14 protein-coding genes and 1 tRNA gene are annotated in these 23,093 nt (G+C 36.2%); 3 read left to right on the forward strand and 12 right to left on the reverse strand.

Annotated elements, in window-relative coordinates:
- Positions 1-145 precede the first annotated feature (145 nt).
- A complete protein-coding gene (locus tag ACT29H_RS02605) occupies positions 146-3,163 on the forward strand; it encodes a response regulator (protein WP_444820033.1) in 3,018 nt (1,005 codons plus the stop codon).
- Between the two features lie 6 nt (positions 3,164-3,169).
- Here ACT29H_RS02605 and ACT29H_RS02610 read toward each other — a convergent pair whose 3' ends face one another.
- The 5 genes from ACT29H_RS02610 to ACT29H_RS02630 all read right to left on the reverse strand — a co-directional run bounded on the left by ACT29H_RS02610 (position 3,170) and on the right by ACT29H_RS02630 (position 12,392).
- Positions 3,170-4,159: a hypothetical protein gene (locus tag ACT29H_RS02610; protein WP_444820034.1), complete on the reverse strand. Its 990-nt coding sequence runs from the start codon at positions 4,157-4,159 to the stop codon at positions 3,170-3,172.
- Positions 4,160-4,166: 7 nt separating this feature from the next.
- Positions 4,167-5,435: a phosphoribosylamine--glycine ligase gene (purD, locus tag ACT29H_RS02615; protein WP_444820035.1), complete on the reverse strand. Its 1,269-nt coding sequence runs from the start codon at positions 5,433-5,435 to the stop codon at positions 4,167-4,169.
- Positions 5,432-6,130 (reverse strand): polysaccharide deacetylase family protein, encoded by a 699-nt coding sequence (locus ACT29H_RS02620; protein ID WP_444820036.1) that lies wholly within the window; start codon positions 6,128-6,130, stop codon positions 5,432-5,434. Before ACT29H_RS02620 ends, purD begins: the two co-directional genes overlap by 4 nt.
- Positions 6,087-9,164, reverse strand: a complete 3,078-nt coding sequence (locus ACT29H_RS02625) for a glycosyltransferase family 117 protein (RefSeq protein WP_444820037.1) — start codon at positions 9,162-9,164, stop codon at positions 6,087-6,089. The genes ACT29H_RS02620 and ACT29H_RS02625 overlap by 44 nt, the downstream gene beginning before the upstream one ends.
- 318 nt (positions 9,165-9,482) lie before the next feature.
- On the reverse strand, positions 9,483-12,392 hold the full coding sequence (locus ACT29H_RS02630; RefSeq protein ID WP_444820038.1) for a glycosyltransferase family 117 protein: 2,910 nt from the start codon (positions 12,390-12,392) through the stop codon (positions 9,483-9,485).
- 151 nt (positions 12,393-12,543) lie between these two features.
- Between ACT29H_RS02630 and ACT29H_RS02635 the strand changes: the two genes are divergently transcribed.
- Positions 12,544-12,614, forward strand: a tRNA-Gln gene (locus ACT29H_RS02635).
- 225 nt (positions 12,615-12,839) lie between these two features.
- On the opposite strand, the gene ACT29H_RS02640 is transcribed toward ACT29H_RS02635, so the two are convergent.
- From ACT29H_RS02640 to ACT29H_RS02660, 5 genes are all read right to left on the reverse strand, one after another.
- Positions 12,840-13,013, reverse strand: a complete 174-nt coding sequence (locus ACT29H_RS02640; RefSeq protein WP_444820039.1) for a ribbon-helix-helix protein, CopG family — start codon at positions 13,011-13,013, stop codon at positions 12,840-12,842.
- A 181-nt stretch (positions 13,014-13,194) separates the two neighbouring features.
- A complete protein-coding gene (locus ACT29H_RS02645) occupies positions 13,195-14,592 on the reverse strand; it encodes a DnaB-like helicase C-terminal domain-containing protein (protein ID WP_444820040.1) in 1,398 nt (465 codons plus the stop codon).
- Positions 14,589-16,316: a winged helix-turn-helix transcriptional regulator gene (locus tag ACT29H_RS02650; RefSeq protein ID WP_444820041.1), complete on the reverse strand. Its 1,728-nt coding sequence runs from the start codon at positions 16,314-16,316 to the stop codon at positions 14,589-14,591. Before ACT29H_RS02650 ends, ACT29H_RS02645 begins: the two co-directional genes overlap by 4 nt.
- Positions 16,317-16,336: 20 nt before the next feature.
- Positions 16,337-16,975: a hypothetical protein gene (locus ACT29H_RS02655; protein ID WP_444820042.1), complete on the reverse strand. Its 639-nt coding sequence runs from the start codon at positions 16,973-16,975 to the stop codon at positions 16,337-16,339.
- A gap of 1,519 nt (positions 16,976-18,494) precedes the next feature.
- A complete protein-coding gene (locus tag ACT29H_RS02660) occupies positions 18,495-19,748 on the reverse strand; it encodes a tyrosine-type recombinase/integrase (RefSeq protein WP_444820043.1) in 1,254 nt (417 codons plus the stop codon).
- Positions 19,749-21,034: 1,286 nt separating this feature from the next.
- Between ACT29H_RS02660 and ACT29H_RS02665 the strand changes: the two genes are divergently transcribed.
- Positions 21,035-21,511: a hypothetical protein gene (locus ACT29H_RS02665; RefSeq protein ID WP_444820044.1), complete on the forward strand. Its 477-nt coding sequence runs from the start codon at positions 21,035-21,037 to the stop codon at positions 21,509-21,511.
- A 257-nt stretch (positions 21,512-21,768) separates the two neighbouring features.
- Here the strand turns inward: ACT29H_RS02665 and ACT29H_RS02670 are convergent, their stop codons facing one another.
- Together ACT29H_RS02670 and ACT29H_RS02675 are read right to left on the reverse strand one after the other, a co-directional pair.
- The gene (locus ACT29H_RS02670) at positions 21,769-22,365 is read right to left on the reverse strand and encodes a TlpA family protein disulfide reductase (RefSeq protein WP_444820045.1); all 597 of its coding nucleotides are present in this window, start codon (positions 22,363-22,365) and stop codon (positions 21,769-21,771) included.
- Positions 22,366-22,386: 21 nt separating this feature from the next.
- Positions 22,387-23,088 carry a hypothetical protein gene (locus tag ACT29H_RS02675; RefSeq protein WP_444820046.1) on the reverse strand — a complete coding sequence of 234 codons (702 nt, stop codon included), beginning with the start codon at positions 23,086-23,088 and terminating at the stop codon, positions 22,387-22,389.
- Between the last annotated feature and the right edge of the window lie 5 nt (positions 23,089-23,093).

A 23,093-nucleotide genomic window follows, 5' to 3' on the forward strand; every position in this document is an offset into this window, starting at 1 on the left:
ATGGTATGTATTTATGGCATTATCTATTTATTGACGACTAATAGAATCTGTTTTGGGGAAAAAAGCTGAAAAAAATATATTTGGGAGATTATCCTTTCCCTCCAGCAAGGGATTTTTTAATGAACCCTTAATTAACAAACTATATTTGTTACTTGGAATTTTTGTAATTACCATAGCAGCCATTATCCTAATTGACAACTACTTTGACCGTAACCACACCATCCACTATCAGGAAACGATTCGCAATCAGGAGCAAAAACAAAGAATGGAAGGTTTACTTAGAGAAAACCTCCTCCATATTAATCTCATTTTTAAATCTTTTTCATCCATCACACATCCACAACAATTAAATAATATCCAAGAAGATATCCGAAACCGCATCACCCAATCGGTCAATATTCTCGAAAAACTGGACAAAGGGGGAGATGTAACCGTCATTAAAGCGGTTAACATGGAAGATCAGGATAGAATACAAGAAGTGATCAAATACCGTAATGATGAATATACCGGGACCATCCAAGAGATTAGAGACATTGCCCCTTTACTATACGAACTGCAATCCCTTTCTGCAAAAATTACCGGTTCTTTGGAAGGTATTTTAATTTCTGCCCCCACTGCCAAACAACCCAATCTGGAATCTATCAGTTTTTACCAAAAACAAGCAGAAAGCATTCTTGCCAGAATTTATGAGTTTGAAAACCAGATCTCGTTTAAGATTAGTAAAACCATTTCGGCGCTCAACAAACGTCACCTTATTGTTTTTGAAAAATACACCCGACTTAAGTATCTTAGCTTGGTAGTTTTTTCTTTCCTCGCAGGGTTCATTACATTTCTCATCATTAACCAGATCCGACTTGTACTGATTAACCGACAAAAAGCAGAAGAAACCAACAAAAAGCTGTTGAAAGCCGTTGAGCAGAGCCCAGTATCCATATTAATAACTAATACTCACGGTATTATCGAGTATATCAATAAAACATTTGAGAAACGAAACAATGTTTCAAAAAAAGAAATAGAGGGAACCAGTCTTCATTTTCTTCAGTCCAAAAACGATGATAGTTTTTCTGCACGCCTTTTGGACATCATTCAGGAAGGGAAATCGTGGGAAGGTGAAATTCAATCCTATAATTCGAAAGGAGAAATTATTTGGGAGCAAGTATCCATTTCTCCCGTCCTAAATGAAGAAAATACCATTTCCAACTTTATTGCCATTAAAGAAGATGTGACAGAAAAAAGACTGCTAACCCAGTCGCTTAAAGAATCAATTGAAGCCCTAAAAACAATCACTGAAAATCTGCCTGTAGGTATTCTTATTACCGATCAAAATAAAAATATTCAGGAGATTAATTTAACAGCAGCTACTACAATGGGATTTGACAATCTGGAGGATGCGTTAGAATTTGTAAAAAAACATCACTATCACCAGCTCTTCCAAACCCTAAAAAAGGATCAGTATAAAGATGAAGTTGCAGGAATTACCATCACCACCTTGGAAGAAAGGCTTACTGTCGAAGAAAACAATATTTCACGGACAATTCTGAAAAACATTATCCCTGTCAAAGTCAACCATACGGAAATAATGCTTGAGGCTTTTATGGATATTACTGTACAGAAAGAAATCCAGCGCCGTGAAGCTGAAGCCAACAAAGCTAAATCTGAGTTTCTGGCCAATATGAGTCACGAAATAAGAACTCCAATGAATGGAATTATTGGAGCAACCGAACTATTGGGACAAACTAGGTTAAATCGAGACCAACAAAACATTCTTACCATAATTAGCCGTTCTTGCGACAATCTCCTGAACATTATTAACGACATACTCGATTTTTCAAAGATTGAAGCAGGAAAAATGAAAATTGAAAAATACCCTTTCAATCTTCGTTCAACAGTTGATTACCTACTGGATCAGATGTCTTTTAGAAGTCATGAAAAAAACCTAGAACTAATGGCATCAGTAGATGAATCCATTCCTGCCATCATCATCGGAGACGAAGGACGTCTCATTCAGGTCATCATCAATCTGATGGGAAATGCTGTGAAATTCACACAAGAAGGCGAAGTCGTACTGAAAGTGGACTTGGAACGTAAGGATGGAAAAGAAATCCTTCTCCATTTTGCCATTGAGGATTCAGGAATCGGGATTCCTTCAGAAAAGAAAGAAAAAATTTTCGAATCGTTTACTCAGGCAGATGGATCTACAACCAGAAAATATGGAGGAACTGGTTTGGGTACGAGCATCTCAAAAATGCTAGTTGAACTGATGGGGGGTAAAATATGGGTAGAAAGCCCCAATCCCAGTTTTGCCTGGTCAAAAGAAAATCCCGGCTCTGTCTTTCATTTTATTCTTCCATTTACCTTTGACAAAAACAAAACAAATATCGACATTAAAAACCCCAAGATGAATACTCTTAAAGCCCTTATTGTCGATAATCACCGGACCAACCTCCTCCTTATAAAAAAGATGTTTTATAATTGGGGTATTTCACCGGAAGTGGCCAACGATGAGAAGTCTGCCTTTCAAAAAATTCAGGAAAACAATAATTTTAATCTTATCATTATTAATTCCCATATTCTAAACCTCAACGCACCAGACCAACTCCTCATCAATCAACTCAAGCAACGTCCGACTAACGTTAAAACCATATTATTCTCGTCTCGAAGAATCTCAGCAATGGATGGGTTTGATGTAATAATGGAAAAACCAATTAAACAAACTCTTCTTTTCAATACTATTAATCAACTGTTTTTTAACGATCCAAACACAGAAAAAAACAAAAAATTAGTTTCCTCTTCATCTCACAAGAATAAGAAAATTTTATTGGTAGAAGATAATCCGATTAATCAGAAAATCACAGAAAAGATGTTAGAAAGAATCGGCCTTCAAACAGTCATTTCATCCAATGGACAGGAGGCTGTCAACTTGATTCTGAACAAAAAAGAAAATTTTGATTTGATATTAATGGATATACAAATGCCATTATTGAATGGTCTTGATGCCACAAAAGAATTACGAAAAGCTGGTATTTCCACTCCAATTATCGCCATGACAGCAAATGTATTAAAAGGTGACCGTGAAAAATGTCTGGAAGTCGGGATGAACGACTATATAGGAAAACCAGTCAAATTAAACGACCTTCAGCACACCCTTCAAAAATGGATATAGCACTGATTATCCATTTAGGAAGAATTGTGCTAATACTGCTATTCCTACCATCAACCATAAAAGGGTTTCCTGCCAAAATTTTCCCGATATCTTATCAAACCAGAATGCCAATACCACTGACGGACCTACAGCCACCATTGGAGTCAGCTCCACAGAAAAGAATGGAGTAAGACACGCACCTGCCGTCAATAGAATTAACCAAACTATAACTCTGAATATTTTTCGATTAATAATTTTTTGAGTTGGAAGATACCGAAATACATTTATGATTGCCAATAGCGTTAAAAAAACCAAAAGTGGCAAATAAATACGCGTGCCAAGATTGTGACTAAGCTGGCCTGTATTGGAGAGTAAATTAAAAACAATAAAGACCCCAAATTCCATAAATCTCCCCAAAAAGAAAAAATAGCCAGCACTTAAAACAAACGGCAACAAAAGCCCCATTAAACTGGCAACAAACGTTCTAAATGTCAGATAACGAAGACCTCCCATCACCACCAAAAGCAAAGGATACAAGTATAATCCTTTTGCATACATCAGAGACCCTATTCCTATCAAAAGTGATGCATCAAAGCTGCGTCCTTCCTGCCGGCCATGGTTTACAATGCCCAAAACACGTTCAATTGCCAGCAAAAAAAACAAATTATACATCCATACAACATTCAACCGTTGCACCACCAAAAAACCACTCACAAGCAGACCATACAAAACTGCAGGCAAAACAGATTGGCGGCCCATTAAACCATAACGGCCAACCATCCGGTTGACCGTAAATGCCGTTAATACAACCAAAACATATGAAAACGCAGCCGCCCCAATTGCACTCTGTCCAAATATGGGACGTACCAACCACTCCCATAATGGCATGGAGATACCATCAAAACTTATAGGCCCGGCTCCCTCAAAAAGAAAAACCCGAACCCAAAACAATAACAAAATAACCGGAACTAAAATAAAAGCCACGAGGCTGTTGTTGTGCAGCGTCCTGTAAAGCATGTTCAAATTACTTTAAATCAAATCCGATGTCTTTTCGGTAATATTTATTCTCAAAATTTATAACCTTGGCATTTTCATAAGATTTCTCCAAAGCTTCATCTATAGAATTACCAAGGGATGTTATCGCCAGCACCCTGCCACCAGAAGTAATCACTCCATTTGATATAGTGGTACCCGCATGAAAGACAATACTGCCTTCTACGTGATCAAGGCTTAAAATGTTTTTCCCTTTTTCATAACTTCCCGGATACCCGCCTGAAACCAACATAACAGTCGCTGCAGTTCTAGAATCTATTGTGGGCTTCAAATCTTTCAGATTACCGGCAGCCACGGCTTTAAATATTTCCACTAAATCACTTCTAAGCCTAGGTATAACAACCTCTGTTTCTGGATCTCCCATTCTAACATTATATTCTATCACAAAAGGATCACCCCCAACATTTATTAAGCCGAAAAAGATAAATCCTTTATACAAAATACCCTCCTCATTGAGACCTTCAATCGTAGGCCTAATAATCCGCTCTTCTACTTTTCCCATAAATTCTTCATCGGCAAAAGGTACCGGCGAAATAGCCCCCATTCCTCCAGTATTCAGACCGGTATCACCCTCTCCTATCCGTTTGTAATCCTTGGCCTCTGGAAGAAGCATATAGCTGTGACCATCCGTTATAACAAAAACAGACAATTCTATTCCTGAAAGAAATTCTTCAATAATCACCGTTTCACTGGCTTTACCAAACTGTCCACCCAACATCACCCTCAGCTGGTTACATGCTTCATTCAAATCTTCAACGATTAAAACACCTTTCCCTGCCGCAAGACCATCAGCTTTAAGAACGTAGGGGGCCTTCAACTTTTTTAGAAATCGCTCACCCTCATCAATGGTATCGGAAGTTACCGCCAGATATCTTGCCGTAGGAATATTGTGAGCCAACATAAACTGTTTGGCAAACTCTTTACTTCCCTCCAATTGTGCACCCCGCGAGGTGGGGCCAATAATAGGAACACCAGACAATTTCGGATCATTCAGAAAATAATCTCCGATTCCTTTCACCAGTGGAACTTCTGGTCCCACCACTACCATATCAATATGGTACTCCAGTACAGCCTTTCCAATGGCAGAAAAATCGTCAGGCGCAATATTCAAATTTTGCCCCAAAAGAGAAGTTCCTGCATTCCCGGGTGCAATAAACAGTTGATCAAGCAATGGACTCACCCGCATTTTCCATGCCAATGCATGCTCTCGACCTCCAGACCCGATGAGAAGAATATTCATAACTTTCTTATGTTTTGGTTTAATGAACTCAATATATCTGTTTGATATCCTTTTTCGGATAGCCATGACAAAACTACGGGCAAGGCTTTCTTTAAGTTGGGCCATGCCTTCAACGAATCATGAAAAACGATCAATGAACCAGGGCGTACATGGCCTATTACATTATCTATTATGGTTTCCGGGTTAAGGGTGCGATCATAATCTTGCGACAAGACATCCCACATGGCAATATTTAAATGGTATTTCCCAATTTGCGAAGCACGCCATGGAATAAGAATACCATGAGGAGGCCGGTACCAACAAGCATGGGAATTTAATTCAATACTCCGCCTGAGTTCTGTATCGAATTCTGCTCTCGTCAATCGATGCGCAGGTCTATGGTGAAACCCATGTATGGCAGTTTCAAAGCTGGCCTGCTTTAACTGAGAAAATATTCTAGGATATTTTCTCACATTATCCCCCACACAAAAAAAAGTAGCCCGGAACCCATACTTTCTAAGCTGATCAATAACCCAGGGGGTAATCCCGGGAACTGGTCCGTCATCAAACGTAAGGAAGATGCGTTTATCATCCACTTTAGCTCGCCACAGAACCCTTTTAGGAAACAACCTCCTCATTAAAAGAGGAGGTTGTGTAATCCATTCAGAACGTCTATTCAAAAAAGCCCGTCTTCTGCAGGCTACTGTCATATTCATTTTTTAATTTTTCCAATAAATCCTCCCTGTCAAAATTTTCTGCCGTACGAATAATCTCAGCATATATGGCCATTGTTCGACGAAGCTCTGACATCACAAAATTACGTTTGGAAGGAGGCAGGGACAAAAAGAAATCTAACTCCTGAAAGTTAATAGAAGCCAACCCTTCCAGTATCTCATCTCCTTTTTCTTTTTGTTCAGCCCTGTAATATCCTTCAGCCAGAAATATAGAAAAATAGTTATGATGCACCCTGTCAGGAGGAATAACATCCAAGGCCTTATTCAGGATATTCAATGCTTTTTCTGTTTTTCCCTCATCCAATAATGCATTGGCAAGTCGACCCATATTATTTCGAATATTTATCGCCATCCGCTGATGGTTTTCATCAAGATATACACGGGGATCCTTAAAATTCTCCAGATCATAAACTTCCATGAAATTCCGGTAGGCTTTTTCCGTATCCACACGACCGGTCATGCCATCTTTGCTGTTTACTTTTATCGGAACAATCCGATAGCCAAAACCTTCGAGTTGGAAATAATTACCTAACCCCACATAATTTTCGCCACCAACTGTAACAGCATAAAATATCGGACGATTCCAATCGTTGGTCGCAAGCATATCCAGAACAATCATCTCATTTTTTAAAATGTAATCTTTGCTTCCCAAACTGATATGCATTGCTGAATCCATCAAATGTGCATATTGTTCACTCACATATCTCTTCTGCAACAACTTAAGACTATCGGCTGCAAGGGTAAATGAATTGGAGGGAAGATATTCAATTCGCCCACTGTATCCTGGTACGCGTTTGGTACGATCGTTCTCACTTTTCAAGAATTGCATGGCCTCCTTCAAATCAGCATCACCTTTAACCCGATCAATCAGATATACCATATCACGCTTACCAGTAACATACTGATCGTGCTCTAAAGAGATAGGAAGAGGATCTGATTCGTAGGATTTACGCTTCATTTGATCAATATACCAATCGGTCTGCAAATAACTTAGATTACAAACTCGAACATCTGTTCTTACTCCTTCTACTTCCTGCACATACCACAAGGGGAAAGTATCGTTGTCACCATTGGTGAAAATAATTCCATTTTCATCAATGGTATTCAAATAATTCTTCGCCAGATCACGCGCCACCGTCCTGTGTGAGCGGTCATGATCATCCCAGTTTTCGGCAGCCAAAATTCCTGGAACCAAAACCAAAGACACTAAAGAGCCAACTACAGCGGCGACCTTCCCTCCCGTCAATCGTTTCAGACCATCCACCAATGCCAGAACGCCCAAACCAATCCATATGGAAAAAGCATAGAAGGAACCAGCGTATGCATAATCCCGTTCCCGAGGCTGAAGAGGCGTCTGATTTAGATATAACACAATGGCCAGGCCTGTAAGAAAAAACAGTAACATGACAATCCAGAATCCCTGTTTCCCTTTCTTCCCGGAATGATATTGAAACAATAATCCCAATAATCCTAATATAAACGGAAGGAAGAAATAAGTATTTCTGGCAGGATTGTTCTTTAAATGATCAGGCAATTTTGACTGGTCTCCATACAAGGCATCATCGACGAATGGAATTCCGGAAATCCAGTTACCATAATGTAATTCACCGTTGCCTTGGATATCATTCTGGCGCCCCACAAAATTCCACATAAAATAACGCCAATACATGTACCGAATCTGATAGTTAAAAAAGAATCTCAGATTTTCACCAAAGGTGGGCAACTGAATAGTTTGAGGAGTCCCCTGTACGTCCATGATGGACACTGGTTTTCCTTTTATATTAGCCCAACGCTTATATTCTTCAATATGGCTAGCCTGTCGGCTGTACATCCTCGGGAAAAAAGTCGTGGTTCTGGAATCAAACACATACTCGGGACGATATTGTACAATCTCATACCGTCCGTCTTTCTGAATTCTTATGGGCGAGCCTTTTTTCTGCTGGGTTGCCTCCCTATCAACAGGAGAGTTATAATATTCACCTACAAATAATGGGCGATCACCATACTGCTCCCTGTTCAAATAGGAAATAAGTGCAAAAACGTTATCAGGAGAGTTTTGATCCATCGTGGGTTGCGCCGAAGAACGAATCATAATAAGCGCAAATGAAGAATATCCAAAAATAATAACCGTTACAGCAGTCAGAATCGTATTCATCAGTACTTTCCCTCGGATGTAAGTATAATAAATACCATAAATCAAACCACCCACCAGTAATACCAAATACACAAACAAACCGGAATTAAATGGTAGTCCCATTCCATTCACAAAGGCCAATTCAAAAATCCCTGCAATTTTAGGGACGCCCGGAATAATTCCATAAAGGATAAACAATAACACAAATGCAGAGATAGCCAGTGCTTTAATGGTATTATTCTTATTGATTTCAAAATTTTTAAAATAAATAACCATCGCGATTGCAGGAATGGCCAACAAATTAAGCAGGTGAACCCCGATAGAAAGCCCCATCAAATAGGCGATAAAAATGAGCCAGCGATTGGCATAGGGTTGATCGGCTATATTCTCCCATTTTAAGATCGCCCAAAAAACAACAGCTGTAAACAAACTAGACATCGCATATACTTCTCCTTCCACCGCAGAAAACCAAAAGGTGTCGGTAAAAGTATAGGCCATAGCACCAACAAATCCACTGCCTAGCACCGCCCAATATCTCCAGATCTCGGCATGCTCATGATTATCTACAAAAATCTTACGTGCCAGATGGGTAATGGTCCAAAACAAAAAGGCTATGGTCAACGCACTGGCCAAAGCAGACATTGAATTTACCATTGCTGCCACATGCGTACTATCCGGGGCAAATAAAGTGAAGAATCGTCCCAATATCATAAAAAAAGGTGCTCCCGGAGGATGACCTACCAACAGCTTATAAGAAGAGGCTATGAATTCGCCACAGTCCCAAAAACTGGCAGTGGGCTCAATAGTTGACAAATAAACAAAAGCTGAAATAAAAAAAGTAAGCCAGCCTGTTGCCAAATTGTAATTTTTGTAATGCTTCATCAGTATATTGTTTGTCTGTTTTATTGGGTCCAGCATCTTCCCCTTAAATCGGGGCTAGTGGTGACTATCTAATTTGTTAATGGTTATATTTTGCAACTATTATCAAGATAAAATCAAGCTTACAAAAACCCAACAACTCTCACATCAACATCTATTTTATACAACCCTCTCTTTAAGAGCAATATTCACAAATAGAGACTCTGCTTAAAGTTTATTTATTTCTATATTTTTCCCAAGGAACTGCAAGCCTGCCAAAAATACATAAAAGTTAGTAATATCCCATATTTTTGGTTTTTGCTACCTTCTCTGATCCTCAAATCAAAATCCGCAAAGATAATGGAGTTCTGTATCTATCTGAGCAAGAAGTCCTGTGAGGTCAAGATCTTCTGCCAGCGCCCTCAATTGGCCGAACAGCTCACAATACCGATGCTTTACATAACTGGTATCAAAGCCTGAATAAACGAAATAATAAACATCCTGGAGATTCACGTAAATAATATCCCGCACCAATTTTTCAGCTTCGGCCTTCTCATTGCATTGGACTAGTAAGCGGGCCATTTCAACCATTGATAACTGAGGCATATAGGGAGAATAGGGATATTCTTTAATACTCTTCTTTAAAAGGCGGACAACATTAGATTGGTATCCTGAGCTCAGCAAACGATGAGACAGGTCAATAACTGCTTCACGATACCCGGCCGCATCAAGTGCCTGGCGACAGGTATTATCCCACCAAACTTCTGATGACCTACCTATTCTGATACTATCCATAAACAAAGAATAGTCAGCCAATACTCCCTGTACCCCATTTTCTGAATTGGTTTGCCCTACTTGCCAAACCAAACCCCGCGGAATAAAATGATGGTCAAGTCCATGAAGGGCACTCCGATCAACATTTCGAGTAAAACAAACCGCATGATTTTCAATATTAGAAGAAATAATATCATAAAGAACCAAACTCCCTGTCGAAAGATAACCAGGGGATAAACGCCAAACCAAAACCTCTTCATTGGGTAATCGTAACTCCCAAACTGGCGCCAATTCTTCACCTAACAATTGATCTTTCGCCGACAATCCCGACAATTGTCTTTTTAGCTGTAACAAAGCTTGAGACCCCTCAACCGGCGAAAGGTCAGAACGCGATACACCGACATAGTCCAATTGATGATTCAAATAAAAATCAAAAGGCAACGTCAACGAAAGTCCTCCTGAGCCCTGAACTGCTTTTTTAATCTGCTTTACATACCAAGGTGCACTCAACAGTCCCAAGTTTACAATCCGCACATCCATTCTAATATTTTCAACCTGCTGCGCATACCATAAAGGATAGGTATCATTATCCCCATAAGTAAATAAAATGGCATTGGGGGGACAGCTACGAAGTTGAGAAATGGCCAAATCGTGTGCCAAATAACGAGACGACCGGTTATGGTCATTCAAATTGACAGAAAACAACAGTCCAGGCCCTGCAAGCAAAATTAATAGTCCCGACAGAAGCAGGGTGACATTAGATGCGGAGATTCTGTAAATTCCCTTCAACAAAGCAAAAACACCAACCCCTCCTATTGCAGAAAGACTCATATATGCCGCAATATACACATAGTCACGCTCTCTCGGCTCAAAAGGCGGTTGATTAAGATAAAAAACAACTGCTGGGCCGGTCATTACAAAGATTAAACCTAACAAAACAAGGATCCGTTTTCGACCTCTTCCTTCTCTCAACAAAAACAATAAACCAACCAATGTAAAAAACAACGGAATACCAAAATAATGATTGGCCGATGAGCTATAAATATCTTCCGCAAGCGGGTATTTTCTGCTTCCCAGACGATATCCATCAACCAGACCAATGCCTGTTGCCCAATTACCGGACAAAATATCACCATGCCCCTGACTATCATTCTGACGTCCTACGAAATTCCACATTATATATCTAAGAAAACTAAATCCCATTTGATATCGCAAAAAAAATGACACCTGCGAAAACAATCCAGGTTTCCGATTCAATGGCGACTCCCCCAACCACCATTGATAACCTTCTATATGTTGAGGCAGACGGCTGTATATTCTGGGAAACCAAACCATATCCTCGGAACTGAAATAAAGATCCATATTGGAAGCGACTTCTTTATATCTCTTTCCTTCATCATCATAAATCATGCGTTTTTTTTGTTCCCATCCAACAACTTTAGCACCTGCATGATGGCCATATAACAAGGGCCGATTTCCATACTGAGTACGATTGATATATTCATTCAAAGAAAATACGTTATCTGGACTATTCATGTTAATGGGACATCCGGCCTCGGCTCGTATGAGAACAAAAGCATACGAAAACCACCCTATCAAAATCAGTGTAGAAACCAAAAAACCAAAATGAAAGACCGGGCGACTGCGACAGGTCAATATCAAACCCAAGACATGAATTCCCCCCAAGACTACCGCAAAAACTATTAAACCGGAATGCTTTGGAAAACCCAGATCGTTTACCAGCCATCCTTCCAGACACATGGCCGGAACCAACCCGTTCACAATTAATCCCCAATGTATTACCCCTAATAAAAACACCCCCAACAATATCCCTTGGATGGTAAATTTCACAGTATGTCCCCGGACTTTCCAGACAAAGAGCATTACAAAAACAGGAATAAACAAAAGATTCAGCAAATGGACTCCAATCGACAGCCCTAATAGATATACCCCTAAAAAAAATAATCTGGAGGAATCTTTTTCTCTCAAATACCACGACAAAAACAACCACAACGTTATCATGGAGAAAAAAAGAGATGAAGCATATACCTCACTTTCGACCGCCGAATACCACATACTATCGGTAAAAGCAAACATAAGGGCTCCAGCAACTGATGCCATCTCCATAAAGAGCCTTTTCTTAAGCGTCTCCCCAGTAGTCATAACTCCCAGAAGCAAAAGCAAAATTTTATAAAGAAAAAACACTGAGAATGTTGAAGCGATTACCGATAAAATGTTAATGCTAAAGGCCACCATAGAAGCATCCGACACCCACATGGAAAAAAAACGTGCTAATAATAAATAAACCGGTGCTCCTGGAGGATGGGGCACCTGAAGACGATATGCCGAGGCAATAAATTCACCACAATCCCAAAAGCTGACCGTGGGAGAAACGGTAAAAAAATATACAATTAAACTGGTCATTAAAACCAACAAGCCCGATAAATTTCGTCTCAATACTGGAATAAACCACCTCATTATAAAATTCTTTTGACTGCTAAACTATGGCAATTGCCTTGCAAAAACAAACAGAAAAATGAATACCCGATAATTTTTTAAAAAATATTTTTTGTAGGTTACCCAAAAACATTCTATATTTGCATCGCTTTTGAGAAAAGCAACCACTGTTTGTCCCGTGGTGTAAAGGTAGCACAGGAGATTTTGGTTCTCTTAGTCTGGGTTCGAATCCTAGCGGGACAACTATGTAATTGAGTTACAGCGCTTTAAGCTAAACAATTAGGAAAATTAAAGAATTAAATTTGGTACAATTTTGGTACAAAAAAACAAAAGGCTATCAATTACGATAGCCTTATTACTTAAATTAAAATATCTATATTTCTACATACATAAAACCAATTGATACCCAACCCCTTAAAAGTAGACAGAGTAAAAAAATGACTACGCCGATTGGTTTAAACCTGATTATCAATTATTTAATAAATCCCCCCCTTTACCTCTTTTAAATTCGAAATATTTCCGATAATCCTCGATAAGAATCCTAATTATCTTTGATACGGTTAGACCTGTTTCTTCCTTTAGGCCGTTCAACCATTCCTCTAATTCTTTATCAATCCTGAATTTCAAAACTTTATCTCTCATATCTATTTAACTTTAAAATCATCAACAATTGCATCATTTACTTTATTGCTCTCTCATTCAATTAATTAAATTAAATTGTAATTAAACTAAACTCAATTAATCAAAATAAGGCCTTTATTTGGCCTTATTCTATCTTTCTAATGTAATTATATTACTTCACAAAGAAAACCTAAATATAAGCCTAATTTAGGGCAAATTTGGCATCTTTTTGCTTTGGTTTAAAGTAGCCTTTATCCAAAGTCCTTTTTCTATCGTAAAACCTTCCAGAGTGAAAAGCAGTACAAATCTTAAATACTTGTTCACCTACTGAATAGTTTCTCAATTTATCAACGTAAATACGCATTTCTTTCACATCTCTCTCATCGTTGGTTTGGTTCAACGTGAATACATAGGAAAAAGGTTTTACTAATGTCCTGTCGCCTTCAATGTTATTTCTGGTAATTACTTTATCGGGTTCATTCCATATAGTAGGAGGAACATCTCCTGTTTGTGTAGCTGTTAAGATTCTGGTTTTTAGTTCTACGCATAAATTTTTCATTCTTTTTGCTGTGTTCTGTAATTTCATTTTAATACTTTGAGTATCAACTCCGTATTTTATTCCGTCTCCTGGATTCAACAAATCTAAAGAATCAATAACAACTAAATCTGGAACACTTCCTTTTTTTCGTTCGTAATCAATAACTATATTCCTAATATCATTCATTGAAGCCTCATCGAATTGTTCAAAGGCATAGATATCTAAATCTTTTCCTGCATTACAGAAACGTTTTGCTTCCATTGATAACTTATCGAATTGTTCCTGGTCAATCTCTCCCTTATTTATCTGGTTGTAACTTAGGGCAGTCCATACCTGAGCATATTTATCATATGCTTCTTGCCTTGTTCCCTCTAACTGAATGTGTAAAACCTTATATCCCAAACGTATAGCCATAAAACCTATCCATTTTAAACTTGTCGATTTTCCAATACCAGACCTTGCAACAATTAGGGCAGTTTCAGCGGGTTCAATTCCTCCGTTGGTTAACTCATCCAGGCAATCGATTCCAAAAGGTACCTTTTCGTTTTGTTCTTTTTCTGCGTTTAGTCTTCTTTGTCGTTGTTGGTCTTCAAAATCTTTGAACAAACTTAAATATTGGCCGCTTTCACTTCGTATTGAAAACCTTGCTATCTCTTCACTCTCTTTAGCTGATAATGAAATTGCTTCGTCTTTTCTCCCTTCTTTATACAAATCAAAAATTTTATCGCTTAAAAGTTGAAAACGAAAGCTTTTGATATAATCCTCTAATTGTGTTAAAATAACTTCCGTATCTGCTACTTTGCTGTTTTTAATTTTTTCCAATAATTCCTGAACGTCAAGGTCTAAATTGTGTTGTTGACTTACTGCTCCATAGGTTGGTAATTTGTTCGTTACTCTGTATATTGTAACTATGGATTTTAATATCTTTTTAAATTCCTTTAATTCTACGGGAATATACTCGTATTTTAAATGCTTTACAATCGCATCTAATACGGGTTGTTTCAGGAAACATAGTTTAAATAATTCCAATAAAAATTGGTCTGTTAGCGTGTTCTTATTCATATTCTATTGGGTTTTAATGTATTATTCAAAAATTCAATTTCTCCGTTTAATTTTGCTTCATTAATAACGCATTGTTTAATGCTCTCAAAATCTGAATCGTTGGTTATCTCCTCTATGTCTCTGATTAGGCAACTATCTAAAGCATATTTAATCAATTCCTTTTCTTTGGGATTATTTGAAATCCTCTTTGTAATGTAGGTAGTTGGTTGGTTTGTTTCTTCTTCTTTCTCTTCTTCCTTAGGTTTCTCCTTTTTCTCAAACAATGGCTTTTTACCTTTAAGGATTAATATATCGTTGTGCAAATTCCTTAACTGTTCGTTATCCATTCCAATAGAGAAAGAAAATAACCCTTCTTCCTGGTCTATTTTCTTTAATAGTTCTTTGTCAGTGAAAGTATATTCATAATTAGGGTTATAATACTTTTCTTTTGTTAAGGCTTCGATATCCGTTTTATTTTCTTCTTTTTGATTGTTAGGGAAAATTGTCTTTGTTTGTTGTTGTGTTGTAACCTCATCAATATCATTTGTTTCAACCTCTTCAAAATCAAAATCTTCTTCCTCTATTTCAATTGGTAAACCTCGTTCATCTGTTGCCACTTCAACAACTTTATTTGTGTATTTTTCCTTTCCTGGTTCCTGGTTAACCTCATCGATATTGCTTTGATTGATATTTTCCTTTTCCTCTTTATTTTCAATTGTTTGAGCATCTTCCTCTAATGAAAAAAATGGTTGTTCTTTGTGTTCCTGGTCATCTTCCTGGTCAACTTCATTGCAAACAAACTGATACATTCTTTTTTCGTTCACTAGGGAAAGGATTCGGGGTAATTTTATCCCTTTCTTTTTTGCTTTTTTAATAGATTCCTTTACCATTTGGATTTGGTTGTCAATGTCTTCAAGATATAACCTTTCAATGGATAAAAGAAGGTTTTCAACCCTTTCAATTAGTCGGGTGTCTTTTAGTTGTTCCTCTATCTCTCTGATTTTCTTATTTTTCCTGGCTTCTTTTCGTTCCTGTTCGTACTTTTTAGCTTCCTGGTATTGTCTCTTTATATCTTCTTTATCTGAATGGATATCTATTATTTCCTTTTTTCCTATGTATGGTTTAAACGCATTATTTACAAGCAATGAAATACCTTCTTTATCTCTTTCAATCCACCCTCTTTTTTCAAATTCTTTTAATCTCCTCCAGAGAGTTACTTTTGAAAGGTTTAATTTTTCGCATATCTCTTTTATTTTCAAAGATATTTTGTTGGTATTGCTATATGTTAGGCTTTTCAATTGAATTAAGAACAACTTATCTTCGTAACTAATCTCCCTATCCTCGATAAAATCGTTACGAACGATTGTAAAGTTTTCGAAATCTAATTTATTTGTTAAAATGTAATATTTGTTATTCGTTATTATCTTTCCTTCTTTGTTTTGGTGATTGCTTTTAATATCGATAAAGCCTTTCTTTTTAAGTCCTGTTAATATTTGAGAAACCTGATTTTTTGATGAGGTTTTTTGCGCTTTAAATAACCAATCCGAAAGGCTTTCAATGTTTACAAATGATTGAAATTGGTTATCTTCCTGTTTTCTATTGTTAAACTGCTTATAATCAATCTTTGATAACATTCTAACAAATAACATTTTCTCCCTATCGGTCAAATCTTTGGATTTTAAAAATAAAGTTGGTATCTTTGTGTAACCTTTGGTTGTTAGTGTGTTACGCTCTTCTCCTTTCATTATTTTAAGGTTTAAATGGGTTAAACATAAATCACAATTGCACCGTTAGTATTGTGCTTTTCTTTTAACTCTTTTAACTTACTGATATTCACATCGGAAAGGATATTGCCTATCTCATCAAGGATTAGGGTGATATCCTTTCTTTTTTCAAATAAATTATCCGTTAACAATCTAATCCCTTCACTTTCTACCTTTATCAACTCTCTATCCAGGAAAGTTTTTAGCTTCCTGCTCAATGTATATTGGGAAATATTGAGCTTTTCGCTTATTATTGTTTTCTTGGGTAAATAATTGTCTTTCAATCTTAATGCAAACAATTGAATACCGAATATTTTGTCCTTCCAATTTAATTTTTCGTTGTATAAATAACTCTTTGGAATGTTTACCCTTTTATCTTCTTCTTTGACTTCGTATTTGCTTTTGCCTTTCTTTTTTAAATAACCTTTCTTAACAAGAATAGATATATCTTTAATTACGTTTATCTCCTTAGAATGGTCGTGACTACCATAGAGAAAATCTGCTATCTCTTTGGCTTTTATTTCGTTCTTTTCCACTATTTTAACGAAAGTTATTTTTTGTTTGTCTGTCAAGTCTTTAGCAAAAAGAACTGAATAAGGTATCTTAATAAAGTTGCTGTTTCTCTGAGTTTTAGTTTTCATTTCAATTAAAATTTTAAAGATTAAACGAATATCTTTTTAATATATATAGCTTTAAAGCTATTTTTGTAATACATTTTTGAGCATATTTTTTAAACGAACTATACAAATTTAATATATTTATCTTAATTCTCAAAGGATTAGGCAAAGAATTTTTTTAATTTTTTTCTGAAACAATCTTGGATTAGAGCAAAGATTAACCTTTTATTTTAGATTTTAGTTAATTGCCTAACAACTCAAATTAATTCATTTTAAGGCTTATTTTTTGATTTTTTTATTTCTCTGGACTATTACCCTATTTTTACATTTAAACTAAATTATAAGGCTAAAAATAGGCAAAAATAGCGTGTTGTTAATTTAGGTTTATTCTTACAAATGTAATTAGGAGAAATTAAATTGGATTTGTTATTAATTCCAGGAATTCAATTTTAAGCCTTATTTTTTGATTTTCTTTTTTTGTTGGTGTTATTATACCTTTTTAAATTTTAAAGATAAAATTCAGGCTAATTTCAATTAAAAATAAGGGATAATAAGCTTTGATATATCACCATTAAAACAAATAGGAAAGAAGACAAAAGAGAAAATTCAATTTAAGGCTATTTAAAGCCTTCTTTTTTTGCTCTGGTATTATTTATCGAATGAAATTAGATAACTCAAATTTGAGCCTAATTTTATGCAAAAAAAGCATTAAACAATCAAAGAGAGAGAAAGGAAATTGATTAAATTGAATTAGGGATTTGATTAAGGTTTGGTTTGAATTACTACTAATGCAATTATATTACTTTCCTGTTTCAGGTTAAAATAAAATAGGCAAAAATAGACGTTGTTAATACCTGGTAATACCTGGATAATTACTTTTAAGAAAAGAAAGAAAAATAAGAAATTCAATTTAAGGCCTATTTAAGGCGTTATTTTTTGTTGGGGTGAAGAAATATACCTATTAATATTTTAAACTAAAATATAAGCCTAATTTTATGCAAAAATAGCGCAAGAGAGAGCAAGGGAAAGAAGCAGGGAAAGCGGACAAGGGAAATACCTTTTGTTTTTTATTTTAATAAATGGATAGGAGGATTAGGTATCCTATCTTTTGAATAGGGAAATTTGATTTGTTATTTAAGGTTTTGTTTTCTTCAATTAATAAATAGGGAAAATTCATTTATCTTTTTTCATTCTTCCTAATTCAAAATAAAAAAAGAAAACCAATGAATCGTTAGATTCATTACTCTTATTTAATCTTACTTATTTAATACTACTATATATGTTATAAATTTGAAACCTTTTAATTTGCGTAAAATATCGCTCTATCCCTTTAAATTCAAAGAATTGATTAAATTTCCTGTGATTATTAATTTGAAACCTCTGTGATTATTAATTTGAAACCTCTGTAATTATAAATTTGAAACCTTTTTATTTAGGCAAAATGTCCTCTATCCCTTTAAATACAAAGGATTGGTTAAATTTTCCGATTGTGCATATTTTGAAACCTCGATTGTGCATCTTTTGAAACCTTTTTTAATCTCCCTTAAATAGCTTTTTCCTCTAATTTTTTATCCCAAAACTTCGCTAATAATTCAGCGTGTTCTTGTGGAGAAACTTTTATGTATTTAAGGAAACTACTCTCCGACTTATGTCCCGTTATCCTCATTATTGAATGAGCGGGGAAACCCGCTTTGTAAAGATTTGTAGCAAATGACCTTCTGGCTGTGTGGGTAGATATTAACGAATACTTAGGCATTTCCTCTATCTCTTTTTTGCCTCCTTTAATTGTTGATATTGTTACTATTTGATTAAGTCCAGCTAATCGGGCAACTTCTTTTATGTACTTATTGGTTTTTTGATTGGAAATTGAAGAAGGTAGTTTACCATTGTATTTACTTAGAATTCTTTTTACAATCGGATGTAGTGGAATAATTACCCTATCACTTGTTTTGGATTGAATTATATTAATATATCCGTTTTCTATTTTATCGGGTGTTATCCTGGTTAAATCTCCAAAACGCAATCCTGTCCAACAACCGATTAGGAACAAGTCTCTAACTCTTTCTAAATATGGTTTAGAGCTTAGGTTTAAATCCTCTAATTGCTTTAATTCTTTTTCATTTAGGTAAACCTTATCCGTTTCAACCTGAATTTTTACAAACCTATGGCTTTTATAAGCAAGATTAGTGTTAATACCTTCTTCGGTGGCTTTGTTAAGGAATACCTTTAAGTTTTTAATGAATTTGCCAACGGTGTTGGCTGCATAATCCTTTTTTTGCAGGAACGAAATAAAATCGCTGTAAAAGTCTAAATCAATATCGTTAAAATCTAATCTCTTTCTTTTCTTTTTACTGAATTCCTTAAGTAGTTCAAAGGTACGTATATAATCCCTTATTACAATTCTATTTAGTGGTTTACCTGTCTTTGGATTTGGATTATTTTTTGCTTTCAAAATGAAATTATCGATATATTTAAATAGTGTTATTCTTTCCTCTATTTTTTCATTCTTTGGGTTGAAAAATTCATTTACATACTGTTTTAACCAATCATTTTCAAGCTTGTTAAAATCCCCTATCTTTTTTATTTTATCATTGAGAAATACCCTCAAATTGTTTAAAGTTTTATTTTCTCCTTTGTCAAACTGTGGTCTTACAATTTGCTTTTTTGAGTTAAAGGAATTAGAAGGGATTTTAATTCCTGATGAGGTTTTCCATTGTTTACCCTTATGAGTTACTTTAACGTTAATTGAATCTTTCCCTTTTCTTCCTCTAATACAATGAAAACTAACTGATGCCATTGTCAAAAAATTTGGTACAATTTTGGTACAATTTTAAGGGATAATTTTCAATAAAGCAAATAGGGGAAAACTCAAACAATCTTGTAATTAATTGTTTGTTAAGCTTTTGCACAGTTTAAATTTTGGTTCTCTTAGTCTGGGTTCGAATCCTAGCGGGACAACAAATAATTTATTCTACAGTACTTTAATCCAAATTTTTTAACAAAACTAATTTGAAAAAAGTACGAAAACTCATTTAAAAGCTACTCATCTTTTGGGTAGCTTTTTTAGGTTATAGAAATCATCTTCTTTGTAGTAACGGACCACACCCAAAATCTGGGTCTAGACATAACTCTTAAGCATTCTTTAAAGGAAGAATTTTACATCAACCACCTCCTTGAACAGTCTTCTGAAGTCCTTTATTTTTCCATTGAATGACTCTGTTGCTGCATTTGGACTTCTTCTATGAAAGTAGCTAATAGTGTCATGATGAGTTTCAAAAGTTCTTCTAATAGTCATGATATCGAAGGTTACTTCTCGTACAATTTTACGCTGCTGAGCCGGGTAATTCAAGTATGAGTTTGATTATTTCATTGGACTGAATGCTTTTAAAAATTTACATTTAGCCCCAACTTTTGGGAGTGATCACCGATCCTCGGATAGGTTCGAAAAGAGCGATGTACCAACAACATTATCGTCTTTTCTCAAACTATCTCTTTTTAAATCCATTCGTTGCAAAACATTGACTAATCAGCCAAAGATCCATACAAGTGGCAATTTCTACCGGCATGGCAAAAGAAAGAACTATGCACAACATTACGGTTCATTCTAAAACTAAAAAAAATTAATAAGAAATTTGCACAAAAAAAAACGTAGTCTTATATTTGTATTGGGTTAGGGTTAAGGTTAATAACTAGAAAGGTCTGTCGGAATGCCGACAGGCCTTTCTTTCTATATGAAGACCGCTAGATTATCAAAAAGGTCAAAACTCAAAAATCTATCATCTTTTCCGATCATTTTGAAACATCATATACACTTTTTTTGAAGAACTAACAGGAAACATTATTAAATTTGTCAATCGATAAAATTTAATTTCAAAGCAACAATAAAGAACATAACAAGAGGTGATTGTCACTAATGAAAATGCATAAAGCTTGACCATGCGAGTTCCTTTCGACCAATAACTTAGATAAAATTTATACAAATGAAACGAACATGACCAGCTAAGTTTATCACAACAAGAACTTGTATAAACAAACGGTCATGCGAGTTCCATCAGACCAATGATTTAACCTAATTTTATACGGATGAAAAAAGTTGTTATTCTAGTCGTATCAGCTTTAATGGCGATACCTGTTATTAGCAGCGCCCAGCGAGGCGATCATGCCATAGGACTTCGATTTGGAGGGGGCATTGGACACGATGCCGAATTAACTTTTCAAACACCATTTCACGCAAATCGCGCTGAACTCGATTTAGGTTTTGGAGGCAGAGGGAATTACAACTATTGGAAACTCACCGGTATTTACCAGTGGGTCATGCCCATCGAAAGTGGATTTTACTGGTATTTAGGCGTTGGTCCCGGGCTGGGCAGCTGGTCAGAAGACTATACCAATGACAGCGGCATCTATCTAACAGCAGCCCTGAATGCGGGTATTGAATATTTCTTTTCAGAAATACCCCTTCAAATATCTATTGACACCCGTCCTGAGCTGTCGCTCTCCAATACTCCTGATGACGCCTTTGGATTTGGGCTGGCATTGGCAATACGATACAGATTTTAGCTTGTTGTTATCTGTCACAAGATATTGTCCGACCAATGGCGGTTTGTCTGGACGAACCACAAAAAAAGGAGAGCTCCCAACATTTGGGAGATTTCCTTTTTTGTATACAATCTCATTGCCCGAAAAAATTTATTAGGGCATTCCATTTTAATATTAAGGATTAAAAAGAAAGAACTCATCTTTCTTTTTAAGGTTTTTGGTCAATCAACCTAAAAAAGAGTTTGGACATCCCGGTGTTTCAAATCTTTTGCAAAACGCTACTCTTTCTTCAACATATCATCCAGCAATCGTCTGATCTTAGAAGAATTCCAATTGGCAGCTCCTGTCTTATGAACCACAACCCTCCCTCCCGGCGATACAATAAATGAGGAAGGAATCGTTGAGGTTTCAAAAATGGCAGGCACCCCACCAGCCAAACAATAAGCAGGAAAAGAATAATTACTTTTTGCCAAAAAGGAATTAACAGTTGTACAATCTTCGGTGCTAACCAGGATAAAAGCCACCTTCTCTTTATAATCGTCATATAATTTTTGAATGGAAGGCATCTCTGCAATACAAGGAGGGCACCAGGTTGCCCAAAAATTAACAAACATGGGCTTACCTTTAAATTTGTCCAGTAAAACTGGCTTAAGAGTCTCACTCTTCAGTAAGGGCATTTGCCAATCATTTTCCGACAAAAACATCACCTTTTCGGTTTCGGAGGGAGGGAAAAGGATCTGCCGAATTAAAAATGCTGAAACCGGTTTACGGGTGCCGGGAAACAGCATGGCGAAAACAAATATCATAAACAAAAAATCCAATGCTATCGACCACCATCGCTTCTTCCTACTATATTTTCTCCAAAACTTTTTCATGGTTTATCAAAATTTCAATTGCTATTTGATCAGAAAATTTATCCATCCAGGCAAAACAAATCGTTTATAAATTTTCCCACTGGTGGTTTCTATGACTGCACCCACTCGATTTGATTTTTTCAGGTCAGGCAGTTTTTCATAAAAATGATCCAGATCAATCACAAGTTGATGGCTGGTTCCACCTGTTAGCGTTATCGGGAACATATCCTCCTGATCACTACTTTTCAAACGAAATCGCCTCTCCTGATCCCATTTTCGAAACACTACCATGGGGGCTAGAAAGGTTATTCCCTCGCGTGTATTGTTCTGAACAGAAATTTTCAACAACCATCGCCTCGTTATTCGATCTTTAACTTTTTCCACCTTAAAATTAACACGTCCTGGGAACAATCGGTGCCTCCATCTCTTCCACCAAGGTTTACTAAACAGCCATACCACGACGGCACCCATGATCAATAACCACATAAAAGTAAAGAAACTATTCGGCTGGTCTTGGCGAATTGGCCGCCTCTGCTGCATTAATTCCTCATAACTTTTCAGGTGAAGATCATGGTCGTCTGATTGAGGATTCGTTTCTAAAAATGCATTCGGACGATCTTTTTCCAATGCTGTATACCTTACTTCCCGGTTACACTCATTTACAATCATTAGAAAAAACAATCCAATGAGAACAAAGTTGCCGTATTTACTCCAAAAATTTTTAAACTCGAATGGTTGCATCATATTCT

This window comes from Thermophagus sp. OGC60D27 (assembly GCF_052400625.1).
In the GTDB taxonomy this organism is placed as follows: domain Bacteria; phylum Bacteroidota; class Bacteroidia; order Bacteroidales; family Marinilabiliaceae; genus Thermophagus.

Coding starts and splice junctions, on each gene's coding strand:
- ACT29H_RS02610 (WP_444820034.1), bottom strand. CDS start 4,159: ATGCTTTACAGGACGCTGCACAACAACAGCCTCGTGGCTTTTATTTTA.
- purD (WP_444820035.1), bottom strand. CDS start 5,435: ATGAATATTCTTCTCATCGGGTCTGGAGGTCGAGAGCATGCATTGGCA.
- ACT29H_RS02620 (WP_444820036.1), bottom strand. CDS start 6,130: ATGAATATGACAGTAGCCTGCAGAAGACGGGCTTTTTTGAATAGACGT.
- ACT29H_RS02625 (WP_444820037.1), bottom strand. CDS start 9,164: ATGAAGCATTACAAAAATTACAATTTGGCAACAGGCTGGCTTACTTTT.
- ACT29H_RS02630 (WP_444820038.1), bottom strand. CDS start 12,392: ATGAGGTGGTTTATTCCAGTATTGAGACGAAATTTATCGGGCTTGTTG.
- ACT29H_RS02640 (WP_444820039.1), bottom strand. CDS start 13,013: ATGAGAGATAAAGTTTTGAAATTCAGGATTGATAAAGAATTAGAGGAA.
- ACT29H_RS02645 (WP_444820040.1), bottom strand. CDS start 14,592: ATGAATAAGAACACGCTAACAGACCAATTTTTATTGGAATTATTTAAA.
- ACT29H_RS02650 (WP_444820041.1), bottom strand. CDS start 16,316: ATGAAAGGAGAAGAGCGTAACACACTAACAACCAAAGGTTACACAAAG.
- ACT29H_RS02655 (WP_444820042.1), bottom strand. CDS start 16,975: ATGAAAACTAAAACTCAGAGAAACAGCAACTTTATTAAGATACCTTAT.
- ACT29H_RS02660 (WP_444820043.1), bottom strand. CDS start 19,748: ATGGCATCAGTTAGTTTTCATTGTATTAGAGGAAGAAAAGGGAAAGAT.
- ACT29H_RS02665 (WP_444820044.1), top strand. CDS start 21,035: ATGAAAAAAGTTGTTATTCTAGTCGTATCAGCTTTAATGGCGATACCT.
- ACT29H_RS02670 (WP_444820045.1), bottom strand. CDS start 22,365: ATGAAAAAGTTTTGGAGAAAATATAGTAGGAAGAAGCGATGGTGGTCG.
- ACT29H_RS02675 (WP_444820046.1), bottom strand. CDS start 23,088: ATGATGCAACCATTCGAGTTTAAAAATTTTTGGAGTAAATACGGCAAC.